Origin of the sequence: Devosia sp. Root413D1, from assembly GCF_001425235.1 — a bacterium.
GTDB lineage: Bacteria > Pseudomonadota > Alphaproteobacteria > Rhizobiales > Devosiaceae > Devosia_A.
In genome coordinates this window covers 601,610-614,229 of record NZ_LMEA01000007.1, presented here as the reverse complement: position 1 = coordinate 614,229, position 12,620 = coordinate 601,610, and the positions used below count along the sequence as shown (strand labels likewise).

Sequence of the window (12,620 nt, the reverse complement as noted above, 5' to 3'; positions counted from 1 at the left end):
TCCTAATCTGCGGGTCCATATAGGGCCGCCTCGGCGACGCGCAAGGCATCGCGGTTGGGCCGGATATCGTGGACCCGGAAGATGTGGGCGCCGGCGGTGTAGCCGAGCACCGAGGTCGCGATGGTGCCCGCCAGCCGCTCGTTGGGCGGCATATCGAGCAATTTGCCGATCATCGATTTTCGCGAGGTGCCGACCAGCACCGGAAAGCCCATAGCCACCAGCTCCGGCAGCCGCCGCAGGATCTCGTAGTTCTCGCTCAGCGATTTGGCGAAGCCGAAGCCGGGGTCGAGCACGATGCGGTCACGCGTCACGCCGGCCTTGTCGGCGATATCGAGGGTGACGTCGAAGTACCTGGCCATCTCGGCCATCACGTCGCGGCCGGTGTCGCGCGCCTTGTCCCAGTGCATCACCACCAGCGGGGTGCCGTGCTCGGCCGCTACCGCCGCCACCTCCGGCTCGCGCTGCAGTCCATGGACGTCGTTGATGATAGTCGCTCCGGCAGCAATCGCCTGTTCGGCGACCTCGGCCTTATAGGTATCGATTGAGATCGGCGCCGTGATCCCGTCGGCCCGCAGGGCCGCGATCACCGGCAGGACCCGCGTCAGCTCGTCGGCCACCGAAACCTCCTCGGCTCCTGGTCGCGTGCTCTCGCCGCCGATGTCGATGATATCGGCCCCCTCGGCCAGCATCAGCCGCGCCTGCGCCAATGCCGCCGGCGCCGCATCGAAGCGGCCGCCGTCGGAAAAGCTGTCGGGGGTGACGTTGAGGATGCCCATCAGCCGGGCGGTGCGGCCAAGCCGCAGGGCGGCGCCGCGAGGCGCCAGCTCATACTCGCGGTGCCCAGGCATCAGCCGGCGACGGCGGTCGGCTTCAGGTCGTCCTTGGCGGCCACCGCAGAGGGCACCGCGAACAGGTCGTACTCGTCCGACTCGGTCACCAGCACCGACACCTTGTCACCGACCTTGATGCCGTCGGCTTCGTGGATGATCACGGTGCCGTCGATCTCGGGCGCATCCCACTGGCTGCGACCGATGGCGCGGCCGGTGTCGGGCTCGACGTCGTCGACCAGCACGTCGATGGTGCGGCCAACCTTCTTACTCAACACGTGGGCCGAGATGTCCTGCGCCACTTCCATCAGGCGCTCGTAGCGCTCGCGTTTCAGCTCGTCGGGGACGATGCCCTCGATATCGTTGGCGGGCGCACCGGTCACCGGCTCATACTCGAAGCAGCCGATGCGATCGATCTCGGCCTCTTCCAGCCAATCGAGCAGGAACTCGAAATCTTCCTCGGTCTCGCCGGGGAAGCCGACGATGAAGTTGGAGCGGATGGCCAGGTCGGGGGCGATGGCGCGCCAGGCCTTGATCCGGTCGAGCGTCTTCACCTGATTGGCCGGGCGGCGCATCGACTTCAGCACCGACGGGGCGGCGTGCTGGAACGGAATATCGAGATAGGGGAGGATCTTCCCCTCGGCCATCAGCGGAATGACGCTGTCGACATGCGGGTAGGGGTAGACGTAGTGGAGCCGGGTCCACACGTCCATCTTGCCCAGTTCCTCGGCGAGGGTCTGGAAGCGCGCCTCGATATCGCGGCCGCGGAACTTCGAGCTCTGGTACTTGACGTCGAGGCCGTAGGCCGAGGTGTCCTGCGAGATCACCATGATCTCCTTGACGCCCGTCGCCACCAGCCGCTCCGCCTCGTACAGCACCGAAGCAATCGGGCGGGAAACGAGGTCGCCGCGAATCTGCGGAATGATGCAGAAGGTACAGCGGTTGTTGCAGCCTTCGGAAATCTTCATGTAGGCGTAGTGCCGCGGCGTCAGCTTCAGGCCGGCTTCCGGCACCAGGTCGACGAACTTGTTCGGCACCGGCGGCACATGCAGGTTCACCGCGTTGACCACATCCTCGTACTGGTGCGGCCCGGTGACGGCGAGCACACTCGGATGGGTGGCGCGGATCATCTCTTCTTCGACGCCGAGGCAGCCGGTGACGATGACGCGGCCATTGGCGCCGACGGCCTCGCCGATTGCCTCTAGGCTTTCCTTCTTGGCGCTGTCGAGGAAGCCGCAGGTATTGACCAGCACGACGTCCGCGCCGGCGTAGTCGCGCGAGAACGAATAGCCCTGCGAACGCAGCGTCGTCATGATGCGTTCGGAGTCAACGAGAGCCTTGGGGCAGCCGAGGCTGACCAGACCGATTTTCGGAGCTTGTGTCATTGGCGCGTGCCTATGCGCCAAACTCGGGAAAAAAGCAATGATCGGCACTCTGCGATGGAAGCAGGGCAGCCCTGATCACGGCCGATCACGAGCCCGTCAGATTACCAAACCTTCAGTTGACCCGAATCCTGAGCCTCGTGCTCTTGTTTCCGATGCGCCCACCTCCGAGGCGTCCAGCAGGAAAAAGACCCATGAATCTCGAAGCCCTCAACCGGTACCAGCCGCAGGCGCTGGCCGTTCTCCGCATCATCGCCGCGCTCTGCTTCATGGCCCATGGCACGCAGAAAATGTTCGGCTTTCCGGCCTCAGGTGGCGGCGGCGGGTTCGAGCTGTTCTCGCTGATGGGCCTCGCGGCTGTGCTCGAAGTGTTCGGCGGCCTCGCCATCCTGCTTGGCGTCTTCACCCGCCCGGTGGCTTTCATCCTCGCCGGCCAGATGGCCTATGCGTTCTGGTTCGTGCACGTGCCGATGATGGGGCAGGGCAACATCATCCCGGTCGCCAATGGCGGCGATGGGGCCGTGCTGTTCTGCTTCATATTCCTCTACCTGGTCTTCGCCGGCCCCGGCGCCTGGAGCGTCGACGAAGTCATGAAGTCGCGGCGCTCGCTTGTCACTGCCTGATCCCTGGAGATCATCGAAGTGGGCGAGCCACCCGCCCCAACGAAAAAGGCCGCCCTCGGGCGGCCTTGCTGTTTCAGATATCGGGCTTTTCGGTCGGTGGCGGCGTGCGCCTCGCGGTCCGTCGCACCGCAGGCGTGGTTGGCTCTACACCCGCGCCCTCGCTCGTCTCGTCTTCGTAAGGTTCGTCCTCGGCGATGTCGTGGATGGCGTCGCGCACTTCGTCGATCAGCGAGGTCGGCACGCGGCTGAGGCTCACGGTGCGGGTGACTGTCTCGTTCGCCTTGAAGAACACCAGCAGCACTTCGCACACGATGCGCAGCACGATCAGGAACAACGCGCCATACACCGCGATCTCGAGGATGCCCCACAGGCCATCGCCGAAATTGCGGCCGAAGCTGACGAACAGGTGCCCCACCGACCAGAGCAGCAGTGCCGCCAGCCCGGTGACGTAAAGCACCGGCACCAGTCGCGGCGAGAGGATGGTCTCGAGCCTGAACAGCGTCGGGCTGAGGAAGATTTTCTTGAGATCGTCCAGCGTCATGGCCTCACCCCCATGGAATCGGTCACCCAGAAAATGCGTGCGTCACGCGGCACTGACAAGGCCTTCCGGGCGCAGATCTGCCGTGGCGCCAAAGCGCCGCTCGAAGGCGGTGCGCAGCGCGGCATCGACTTCGGCCATCGCAACCAGCTGTCCGAGATCCTCAAAACTGGTCACGCCCTGGTCGGAGATGCCGCACGGCACGATGCCATCGAAGTGTGAAAGGGTCGGCGACACATTGATTGCAATGCCGTGGAAGGTCACCCAGCGGCTGACCCGCACGCCGATCGCCGCCACCTTGTCCTCGCGGCCAAAGCCCTTGTCCGGCCGCGCCACCCAGACGCCGATCCGGCCGTCGCGCCGCTCGCCGCGGATGTTGAAGGCGGCGAGCGTATCGATGATCAGCCCCTCGAGCCCCTGTACCAGGCAGCGTACGTCGCGGCCGCGCTGGCGCAGATCGAGCATGAAGTAGACCACCCGCTGGCCAGGGCCGTGATAGGTGTACTGCCCGCCGCGCCCGGCGTCATAGACCGGGAAGCGGTTGGGCGACAGCAGGTCCTCGGGCGCTGCCGAGGTGCCCGCCGTATAGAGCGGCGGATGCTCGAGCAGCCATACCTGCTCGCTGGCCGCACCGTCCGCAACGGCTGCCGCCCGCGCCTTCATCGCCTCCAGCGCTTCGGGGTAGGGCACGTACCCCTCCGAGATTCGCCACTCGACCGGCACCCCATCGGCGCGGAACAGCTTGGTCCCGGTGTCGCAAGTTGGGTCAGTCGTTAACGCTTCGGTAAGCATGGGTGTCCAATGCTCTCTCACAAGGGGCCCGCGCGATTCAGCCGGGATGGTCGGTCGCGGTTTATGTATGAACACTCTAGACAATATTGAAGTCGATATCACCGTCGAGCTGGGCGCGGCGATCATGCCGGTGCACCACCTGCTGCGCATGGGCCGCGGCGCGGTGATCGAGCTCGACACGGGCGAGAGCGACCCATTGCGCGTCTATGCCAACAACACGCTGATCGCGCGCGGCGAAGTGAAGGTCGAGGACGGCCGCCTCAGCGTCGAGCTCACCGAAAAAGTCCGCCGCCCGGCCTGATTTCGAGTTTGGCGGCGAGCGTTTGCATAACGGCAATTAATCGCTTGCACCCGCCAACGAGCGTTGCTACACGCTGCCTCGCTTCGCCGCTTCGGCGTCGCTCCTACCTCGGCGTGCGGTCGTGGCGGAATTGGTAGACGCGCAGCGTTGAGGTCGCTGTGCCGCAAGGCGTGGAAGTTCGAGTCTTCTCGACCGCACCAGGTTCTCATCAGATCCTGCAGTCCAAAACAAACGGCTCCCCTCGGGGAGCCGTTGTTGTTTGGAGCATTGGAAGCTGAACCGCTATTTTCCCTTCCAGCCCAACAGCCGCATGGCGTTGATCGTCACCAGCACCGTCGCGCCAGTATCCGCGAGGATCGCCGGCCACAGGCCCGTGACGCCGATAATCGTGGTGACGAGGAACACCGCCTTGAGCCCCAGCGCCACGGTGATGTTCTGGGCGATGTTGCCCATCGTGGCTTTCGACAGCCCGATCATGTTGGCGATGTCGACGACGCGGCCGTGGAGGATGGCGGCGTCGGCGGTTTCGAGCGCCACGTCGGCGCCGCCGCCCATGGCGATGCCGATATCGGCGGCGGCGAGGGCAGGGGCGTCGTTGATGCCGTCGCCGACCTTGGCGACGACGCGGTCCTGCTGCTGCAGCTCGCGCACGATGCGCTGCTTATCCTCGGGGAGGAGGCCGGCGCGGACCTCGATGCCAAGAGCGGCGCCGATGGCTTGGGCGGTCCGTTCGTTGTCGCCGGTGAGCATGACAGTCCTGACGCCCTCGGACTGCAACCGGCGCAGCCCATCGGCGGCGTCGGCGCGCGGCTCGTCGCGGATGGCGAGCAGCCCCGCCACCTCTGCGCCAACCAGCAGCACCGAAACGGTCTTGCCGGCATCATTGAGCGCACCGATCCGCTCGCGCAGCGCGGCTTCGAACGGCACCTGCTCCTCGGCCGCCTTGGGGGAGGCGAGGAACAGGGCTTCGCCGCCGACCTTGCCGGTGACGCCCTTCCCAGGCACCGCCTTGGCGCCGGCCGCAGGTGGTACGAAGGCCTTGTCGGTCTGGGCGCGGGCCAGCACGGCCAGCGCCAGCGGATGGCTTGAGCCGCTCTCCAGCGCTGCGGCCAATGACAACACCTGAGCTTCCGAGCGCCCGATGCCGACAATGTCCGTGACCTGCGGCTTGCCTTCGGTGAGCGTACCGGTCTTGTCGAGCGCGACGGTGTCGATCCGGCGCAACTGCTCGAGCACGGCGCCACCCTTCAGCAGCAGCCCGCGACGGGCGCCGGCCGAGAGGCCAGCGGCGATCGCCGCCGGGGTCGAGATTACCAGCGCGCAGGGGCAGCCGATCAGCAGGATGGCGAGCCCCTTGTAGATCCACTCGTCCCAGGGTTGGCCGGCCAGCAGCGGCGGCAGGATGGCGACCAGCGCGCCGACCACCAGCACGGCTGGCGTGTAGTATTTCGAAAACTTGTCGATGAACCGCTCGGTCGGCGCCTTGCTTTCCTGCGCTTCCTCGACCAGTCGCACGACGCGGGCAATGGTGTTGTCGGCGGCGGCCGCAGTCACCCGCACGCGCAGCACGGCATCGGCGTTGATGGTGCCGGCGAATACCTCGTCGCCGACGCTCTTGGTCCTGGGCACGCTCTCGCCGGTCACCGGGGCTTCGTTGATGGCGGAACTGCCGTCGACGATGACACCGTCCGCGGCGATGCGGTCGCCAGGCCGAACGAGGATGGTGGCGCCGACAGCCAGTTGCGCCGCGGGGACCTCGGTGGTCGTGCCGTCCTTCTCGACCAGCGCCAGCTTGGGCACCAGGTCGGCGAGGCCCCGAATGCTGGCGCGGGCCCGGCCGGCGGCAACGCCCTCGAGCAGCTCGCCGACGAGGAACAGCAGCACCACGGTAGCCGCTTCCTCGGTGGCGCCGATGAACACCGCGCCGATGGCGGCAATGGTCATCAGCGTCTCGATCGAGAACGGCGTGCCGGTCATGCCGGCGACGACGGCGCGCCGCGCCACCGGGATCAGGCCCACCGCCATGGCGACGAAGAACGCCCAATGGCCGATTTGAGGGAACAACTGCCCGGCAACATAGGCCGCCGCGAGCGCGCCACCGGAGATGAAGGTCAGCAGGGCCTTCCGCGTTTTCCACCACGGGCCATCAATGATCTCGCCATGCCCAGAGTGATCGTGATCATCTCCGGAGTGATCATCCCCGGAGTGGTCGTGGCTGTGATCGGAGTGGTCATGATCGTGCCCATGATCATGTCCGGCATGGCTATGGTTTCCCGCCGCGGCAGCGGCAGGCCCGGTATGGGCGGATCGGGCGGGGGCGATCTGGTAGCCAAGCGCCTTGACCTGCCGCTCGATGGCGCCCTTGGCGACCTCACCCGAGCGCGTCACGGTCATCGTGCCATTGGGGAGCGACACGCCGACCCCGCCGACGCCGGGAAGCCGACTGACGGCGTTCTCGATCTTGGTCACACAGGCGGCGCAGTCCATGCCGCCAATGCGGAATTTCAGCTTCTCGGCGGCCTCGGACATGCGGCACTCCTTGGATTCTTCATCATGTCCGCATACATCTAGGACCTCTAGCCACTAGAGGATCAAGGGGTGAATGCAATGAATTTGCCGATCGGCGAATTGTCACGGCGGACCGGCGTCAAGGTCCCGACCATCCGCTTTTACGAGCAGATCGGCCTGCTGCAGTCGCCGCCGCGGACCGAGGGCAATCAGCGCCGCTACGGCAAGCCCGAGGTGGAGCGGCTCAACTTCATCCGCCACTCGCGCGAGCTCGGCTTCGAGGTCGAGGATATCCGAGAGCTGCTGGAAATGGCCGCGTCGCCGCAGGCCTCGTGCCACCAGGCCGACAGCATCGCCCGCAACCACCTGACCGAGATCGATCGCCGTATCGCCAGCCTCTCGGCGCTGCGCGGCGAACTGACCCGGATGGTCGAGGAATGCGGCCATGGGCGAATCTGCGATTGCCGGATCATCGAAGTGCTGGCCGACCACGGCGAGTGCGTGACCGAGCACGCGCACTAGAGCGCTTCACATGGTGCGCAGCGGCCGAGCTGACCAACTACGATCACCTCACCCACGATGACAGCGGGTGGGTTGGTGAAGGGTCGAGCCCAAGCTGCAGCCCAATCCTGGACCTTACTCCCGGCGAGCCGACGGTGGGTATTTGCCGTTGGCGTAGCCGAGGAAGATGCCGGCGATGATGCCGAGCACCACGCCGCCGACCAGCAGCATGATGCCGGGTCCTACGGCGCCGCCGATCGCTTCTGGGCTGGCGTTCGGGCCGAAGGCGGTCAGCAGCGGCCCCAGGATGGCGCCGATCAGGCCGAGCCCCATCAGCATGATGGCGCCGAAGAGCAGCTTGCTCCCGACATTGACCGAGAACGGATCCGGATGCTCTGCCATTTGCCACGCCCCCTCAAGCGTCCACGCCCCTACCAATAGGCGTGAACCACAGCTTAGCGCGACGAGGCTACACTGCAAGTAATACTGAGGTTTGGCGCGGCTAGGCTTGCCAGGCGAGCACAGTGTTGCCGGCCCGACAGAAGCTCACGCCAAGCTGGCCGGATTCACCGACCCAGCTATGCGTCTCGCCGTCGCGGCTGAGGGCATGACCGGCACGGCGGAGTTCGGCGACGATCATGCCCACCTGATTGTGCCAGTCGCGCGTCCCGGGCGCCGCCGCCAACCGGGAGCGGATCGCTGCCTGCTGTTCGTCGAGCCGTTGGGTTCGCTCGGCTGCGTCGAGAGCCAGCAGCGCGGCGCGGCTGATTGGGTGGATGTCGTCGGCCGCGGGCCGGATGAAGAGATCAAGCGCGGCCATCAAACCACCTCCGCCAGATGAAAGTTGCGGGCCACGGTGAAGTCGCGGAGCCCGAAGGCCGGCAGCTTGCCGGGGACAATGGCGTCAGCGACGGCCGTGCGATCTTCAACGTCGGTGGCGTCCACCACCACCCGGACGAACGGCTCGGCCATGCCGAGCCGCACCTTTTCCTGCAGCTCGAACAGCAGGACCCGCACATTGCCGCGGCTCTCGCAGGCAATGCACTCGGTGCCCGGGTCATGGGCATGCAGTGGTGGATCGAGATGCACCACGGCCGTGTCGCGCCCACCGAAGCGGCCAAGGGCCGCCTTGTCGGTGACCACGGTTACCGGCACGGAAGTGGCGCGGCGGGCGAACGGGGCAGGGGAGGTCATACCGCCTCCTTGTCCGAGCTCGGGATGTAGTTGAGGATCGGGCCGAGCCAGCGTTCGACCTCGCGGATCGCCATGCCCTTGCGCCGGGCATAGTCCTCCACCTGGTCACGTTCCACCTTGGCGACACCGAAATAGAAGCTCTCGGGGTGGCTCAGATACATGCCAGACACCGATGAGCCCGGCCACATGGCGTAGCTCTCGGTCAGCTCGACGCCGATGCGCTGCTTGGCGTTGAGCAGGTGGAACAGCGTCGTCTTCTCGGTATGGTCCGGCTGGGCCGGGTAGCCCGGGGCAGGGCGGATGCCCTGGTAGGGTTCGCCGATCATTTCGTTGGGTGCAAAGGTTTCCGCGGCGCCGTAGCCCCAGAATTCCTTGCGTACCCGCTCGTGCATCAGTTCGGCGAAGGCCTCGGCGAAGCGATCGGCCAGCGCCTTGATCAGGATCGACGAGTAGTCGTCGTTCCGCCGTTCGAAGCGCTCGGCGATGATGTTCTCCTCGAGCCCCGCCGTGACCACGAAGCCCCCCAGATAGTCCGGGATGCCCTCCGGCGCGACGAAATCGGCCAGGGCCATATGCGGCTTGCCGCCGGTCTTCGAAAGCTGCTGGCGCAGGGTGAAGAACGTCGCCAGCTGGTCCTTGCGGTCTGCATCGGTATAGAGCCGAATGTCGTCGCCGACCTGGTTGGCGTGCCAGAAGCCGATCACCGCCTTGGGGCGGAACCAGTTCTTCTGGATCACTTCCTTCAGCATCTTCTGCGCGTCGTCCCAGAGCTGGCGCGCCGCCGGCCCCTGGTCCTTGTCCTCGAGGATTGCCGGGAAGCGGCCCTTCAGTTCCCAGGCCTGGAAGAACGGCGTCCAGTCAATGTACCTGGCGATCTCAGCCAGGTCGTAGTTCTCGAACACTCGCGTGCCGAGGAAGCTCGGCTTGGGCGGCACGTAGCCATCCCATTTCGGCTGGAAGCGGTTGGCGCGGGCGGTTGCCAGCGATGTCCGCTGCTTTTCGGCCTCGCTCTGCCGGTGCTTTTCGGCCAGCCGTTCGTACTCGGCCTTCACGTCCTGGACGTAAGCCGGGCGCTGCTCCTGCGACAGCAGCGACGACACCACGCCCACGGCGCGGCTGGCGTCGTGCACATGCACGGTCGGGCCGCCATGATACTGCGGGTGGATTTTCACCGCGGTGTGGACGCGCGAGGTGGTGGCGCCGCCGATCAGCAGCGGCACGTGGAAGCCTTCGCGCTCCATCTCGGAGGCAACATGCACCATCTCGTCAAGCGACGGGGTGATGAGGCCGCTGAGCCCGATGACGTCGACATTCTCCGCCTTCGCCACCTCGAGGATCTTGGCCGTCGGCACCATGACGCCGAGGTCGATGATCTCGTAGTTGTTGCAGGAGAGGACCACGCCGACGATGTTCTTGCCGATGTCGTGCACATCGCCCTTCACCGTCGCCATCAGCACCTTGCCGGCGCTGCGGCGGCCGGTAGCGTTGCCATCGGCGTTCTTCTCCGCTTCCATGAACGGGAGAAGGTGCGCCACGGCCTGCTTCATGACGCGGGCGGATTTCACCACCTGCGGCAGGAACATCTTGCCCGAGCCGAACAGGTCACCGACCACGCTCATCCCGGCCATCAGCGGGCCCTCGATGACGTGCAGCGGCCGTGCCGAAGCCAGCCGGGCTTCCTCGGTGTCGGCGTCGATGAACTCGGTGATGCCGTTGACCAGCGCATGCGAGATGCGCTCGGCCACGGGCTTGGTCCGCCAGGTCAGGTCCTTGGCCTTCTGCTCGCCGCCGGCCTGGCCCTTGAACTGCTCGGCAATCTCCAGCAGCCGCTCGGTCGAATCCGCCCGGCGGTTGAAGATCACGTCCTCGCAGGCCTCGCGCAGCTTCGGTTCCAGCGTGTCGTAGACCGCCAGCTGGCCGGCATTGACGATGCCCATGTCCATGCCCGCCTGGATGGCGTGGTAGAGGAACACCGAGTGCATCGCCTCACGCACCGGCTCATTGCCGCGGAAGGAGAAGCTGAGGTTGCTGACGCCACCAGAAATATGTGCGTGCGTAAGGGTTTGCCGGATGGTCCTCGTGGCTTCGATGAAGGCGATGCCATAGCCGACATGCTCCTCGATGCCGGTGGCGACAGCGAAGATGTTGGGGTCGAAGACAATGTCCTCGGGCGGAAAGCCAACTTCCTCGGTCAGGAGCTTATAGGCCTTGGTGCAGATCTCGACCTTGCGCTCATAGGTATCGGCCTGGCCCTGCTCGTCGAACGCCATCACCACCACGGCGGCGCCGTAGGAGCGCACCAGGCGGGCGGTCTCGAGGAATTTCTCGACGCCTTCCTTCATGGAGATCGAGTTGACCAGCGCCTTGCCCTGCACGCATTTGAGGCCCGCCTCGATCACCTCGAACTTCGAAGAATCGATCATCAGCGGCACGCGGGCGATATCGGGCTCGGCAGCGAGCAGGTTGAGGAACTCGACCATCACCTTCTGGCTGTCGAGCAGGCCCTCGTCGACGTTGATGTCGATAACCTGGGCGCCGTTCTGCACCTGGTCGCGCGCCACTTCCAGCGCGGCGGTGTAGTCGCCGGCGGTGATGAGCTTGCGGAACTTGGCCGAGCCGGTGACATTGGTGCGCTCGCCGATGTTCACGAACGGGATGTCGCCGGTGAGCGTAAACGGCTCGAGGCCGCTCAGCCGCAGGAAGGTCGGCACCTCGGGGATCCTGCGCGGCTTGTACTTTCCCACTGCTTCCTTGATCGCCCGGATGTGGTCCGGGGTCGAACCGCAGCAGCCGCCGACGATGTTGAGGAAGCCATCGCGCGCAAAGCCCTCAAGCTGGCGCGCCATGAATTCCGGCGTCTCGTCATAGCCGCCGAACTCGTTGGGCAGGCCCGCATTGGGATAGGCGCAGATCAGCGTGTCGGCGACATCGGAGAGTTCGTTGATATGGGCGCGCATGGCATTGGCGCCGAGCGCGCAGTTGAGCCCGATGGTGAAGGGCTTGGCGTGCCGCACCGAGTACCAGAACGCCGTCGGCGTCTGGCCGCTCAGCGTACGGCCGCTGAGGTCGGTGATGGTGCCGGAGATCATCACTGGCAGCTCGTTGCCGCGCTCTTCGAAGATGCGCTGCGCCGCAAAGATGCCGGCCTTGGTATTGAGCGTGTCGGTGATGGTCTCGAACAGCAACAGGTCGGCGCCACCGTCGATCAGCCCATTGATCTGCTCGCCATAGCCTTTCACGATCTCATCGAAAGTGATCGCCCGGTGCCCCGGCGAGTTCACGTCCGTCGACATCGATGCCGTCTTGTTCAGCGGCCCGAGTGCGCCGGCCACAAAGCGCCGCTTCCCATCGATGTCGAAGGCCTGCTGCGCCGCCTCGCGCGCCAGCCGGGCGCCCTGGAGGTTCAACTCATAGGCGAGCGCCTGCATGCCGTAATCGGCCATGACGATGTCGGTGGAGGAGAAGGTGTTGGTCTCCACCATGTCGGCGCCGGCGAGGTAATATTGCAGGTGGATGGCCCGGATCGCATCGGGCTGGGTCAGGTTGAGCAGGTCGTTATTGCCCCGCACATCCTTGTGCCAATCCTTGAAGCGTTCGCCGCGATAGGCGGCTTCATCAAGCTTCAACTGCTGAATCATGGTGCCCATGGCGCCATCGAGGATCAGGATGCGTTCGGAGGCCGCCTGGGTAAGCGCTGCCCGCACCTCCTCGCCCTTGGGCAAGGAATTTCTATCGATCTCAATGTGTTGAGCTTCAGTCATCGCTCGACTTTCCAACGTCTGTCACGCCAAACTGCGTTCACCGCCGGCACACTCGCATGGCGGGATATAAAGATATCTTTATATGAGTGCCGACCGCCCGGCAAGCAAGCCCGTTCCCGTTCTCGGCCGGGAGAACGAAAACGTTCCCCACGGGGAGAACGAAAACGTTCCCCAAGGGGAGAACGAAAACGTT

The 12,620-nt window shown here is 65.4% G+C and carries 12 protein-coding genes and 1 tRNA gene; 4 read left to right on the top strand and 9 right to left on the bottom strand.

From position 1 onward, the window contains the following. Positions 1-2 precede the first annotated feature (2 nt). A complete protein-coding gene (folP, locus tag ASC89_RS07895; RefSeq protein WP_055996483.1) occupies positions 3-848 on the bottom strand; it encodes a dihydropteroate synthase in 846 nt (281 codons plus the stop codon). Then, the gene (rimO, locus tag ASC89_RS07890; protein ID WP_055996480.1) at positions 848-2,212 is read right to left on the bottom strand and encodes a 30S ribosomal protein S12 methylthiotransferase RimO; all 1,365 of its coding nucleotides are present in this window, start codon (positions 2,210-2,212) and stop codon (positions 848-850) included. Before rimO ends, folP begins: the two co-directional genes overlap by 1 nt. A gap of 191 nt (positions 2,213-2,403) precedes the next feature. Between rimO and ASC89_RS07885 the strand changes: the two genes are divergently transcribed. Next, positions 2,404-2,832 carry a DoxX family protein gene (locus tag ASC89_RS07885; protein ID WP_055996474.1) on the top strand — a complete coding sequence of 143 codons (429 nt, stop codon included), beginning with the start codon at positions 2,404-2,406 and terminating at the stop codon, positions 2,830-2,832. Between the two features lie 73 nt (positions 2,833-2,905). On the opposite strand, the gene ASC89_RS07880 is transcribed toward ASC89_RS07885, so the two are convergent. Both ASC89_RS07880 and lipB read right to left on the bottom strand, forming a co-directional pair. Next, positions 2,906-3,373 carry a DUF4282 domain-containing protein gene (locus ASC89_RS07880; RefSeq protein ID WP_055996471.1) on the bottom strand — a complete coding sequence of 156 codons (468 nt, stop codon included), beginning with the start codon at positions 3,371-3,373 and terminating at the stop codon, positions 2,906-2,908. Positions 3,374-3,415: 42 nt separating this feature from the next. Further along, on the bottom strand, positions 3,416-4,162 hold the full coding sequence (gene lipB, locus ASC89_RS07875; protein ID WP_055996468.1) for a lipoyl(octanoyl) transferase LipB: 747 nt from the start codon (positions 4,160-4,162) through the stop codon (positions 3,416-3,418). A 67-nt stretch (positions 4,163-4,229) separates the two neighbouring features. Between lipB and ASC89_RS07870 the strand changes: the two genes are divergently transcribed. Both ASC89_RS07870 and ASC89_RS07865 read left to right on the top strand, forming a co-directional pair. Next, complete coding sequence (locus ASC89_RS07870) at positions 4,230-4,463, top strand: FliM/FliN family flagellar motor switch protein (RefSeq protein WP_055881391.1); 234 nt, start codon at positions 4,230-4,232, stop codon at positions 4,461-4,463. Positions 4,464-4,578: 115 nt separating this feature from the next. Continuing rightward, positions 4,579-4,663, top strand: a tRNA-Leu gene (locus ASC89_RS07865). Positions 4,664-4,745: 82 nt separating this feature from the next. Here ASC89_RS07865 and ASC89_RS07860 read toward each other — a convergent pair. Beyond that, a complete protein-coding gene (locus tag ASC89_RS07860) occupies positions 4,746-6,992 on the bottom strand; it encodes a heavy metal translocating P-type ATPase (protein ID WP_055996465.1) in 2,247 nt (748 codons plus the stop codon). Positions 6,993-7,070: 78 nt separating this feature from the next. Between ASC89_RS07860 and ASC89_RS07855 the strand changes: the two genes are divergently transcribed. Then, complete coding sequence (locus tag ASC89_RS07855; RefSeq protein WP_055882505.1) at positions 7,071-7,493, top strand: helix-turn-helix domain-containing protein; 423 nt, start codon at positions 7,071-7,073, stop codon at positions 7,491-7,493. Between the two features lie 114 nt (positions 7,494-7,607). On the opposite strand, the gene ASC89_RS07850 is transcribed toward ASC89_RS07855, so the two are convergent. The 4 genes from ASC89_RS07850 to metH form a co-directional block, all read right to left on the bottom strand. Continuing rightward, positions 7,608-7,874 carry a hypothetical protein gene (locus tag ASC89_RS07850; protein ID WP_055996462.1) on the bottom strand — a complete coding sequence of 89 codons (267 nt, stop codon included), beginning with the start codon at positions 7,872-7,874 and terminating at the stop codon, positions 7,608-7,610. 100 nt (positions 7,875-7,974) lie between these two features. Further along, complete coding sequence (locus ASC89_RS07845; protein ID WP_055881383.1) at positions 7,975-8,292, bottom strand: hypothetical protein; 318 nt, start codon at positions 8,290-8,292, stop codon at positions 7,975-7,977. Further along, complete coding sequence (locus tag ASC89_RS07840; protein ID WP_055996459.1) at positions 8,292-8,666, bottom strand: hypothetical protein; 375 nt, start codon at positions 8,664-8,666, stop codon at positions 8,292-8,294. The genes ASC89_RS07845 and ASC89_RS07840 overlap by 1 nt, the downstream gene beginning before the upstream one ends. After that, positions 8,663-12,427 (bottom strand): methionine synthase, encoded by a 3,765-nt coding sequence (gene metH, locus ASC89_RS07835; RefSeq protein ID WP_055996456.1) that lies wholly within the window; start codon positions 12,425-12,427, stop codon positions 8,663-8,665. Before metH ends, ASC89_RS07840 begins: the two co-directional genes overlap by 4 nt. Positions 12,428-12,620: the final 193 nt, after the last annotated feature.

What these genes read in the sequence shown, in the direction of transcription:
- folP (WP_055996483.1), bottom strand. Translation starts at nt 848, where the DNA reads ATGCCTGGGCACCGCGAGTATGAGCTGGCGCCTCGCGGCGCCGCCCTG.
- rimO (WP_055996480.1), bottom strand. Translation starts at nt 2,212, where the DNA reads ATGACACAAGCTCCGAAAATCGGTCTGGTCAGCCTCGGCTGCCCCAAG.
- ASC89_RS07885 (WP_055996474.1), top strand. Translation starts at nt 2,404, where the DNA reads ATGAATCTCGAAGCCCTCAACCGGTACCAGCCGCAGGCGCTGGCCGTT.
- ASC89_RS07880 (WP_055996471.1), bottom strand. Translation starts at nt 3,373, where the DNA reads ATGACGCTGGACGATCTCAAGAAAATCTTCCTCAGCCCGACGCTGTTC.
- lipB (WP_055996468.1), bottom strand. Translation starts at nt 4,162, where the DNA reads ATGCTTACCGAAGCGTTAACGACTGACCCAACTTGCGACACCGGGACC.
- ASC89_RS07870 (WP_055881391.1), top strand. Translation starts at nt 4,230, where the DNA reads ATGAACACTCTAGACAATATTGAAGTCGATATCACCGTCGAGCTGGGC.
- ASC89_RS07860 (WP_055996465.1), bottom strand. Translation starts at nt 6,992, where the DNA reads ATGTCCGAGGCCGCCGAGAAGCTGAAATTCCGCATTGGCGGCATGGAC.
- ASC89_RS07855 (WP_055882505.1), top strand. Translation starts at nt 7,071, where the DNA reads ATGAATTTGCCGATCGGCGAATTGTCACGGCGGACCGGCGTCAAGGTC.
- ASC89_RS07850 (WP_055996462.1), bottom strand. Translation starts at nt 7,874, where the DNA reads ATGGCAGAGCATCCGGATCCGTTCTCGGTCAATGTCGGGAGCAAGCTG.
- ASC89_RS07845 (WP_055881383.1), bottom strand. Translation starts at nt 8,292, where the DNA reads ATGGCCGCGCTTGATCTCTTCATCCGGCCCGCGGCCGACGACATCCAC.
- ASC89_RS07840 (WP_055996459.1), bottom strand. Translation starts at nt 8,666, where the DNA reads ATGACCTCCCCTGCCCCGTTCGCCCGCCGCGCCACTTCCGTGCCGGTA.
- metH (WP_055996456.1), bottom strand. Translation starts at nt 12,427, where the DNA reads ATGACTGAAGCTCAACACATTGAGATCGATAGAAATTCCTTGCCCAAG.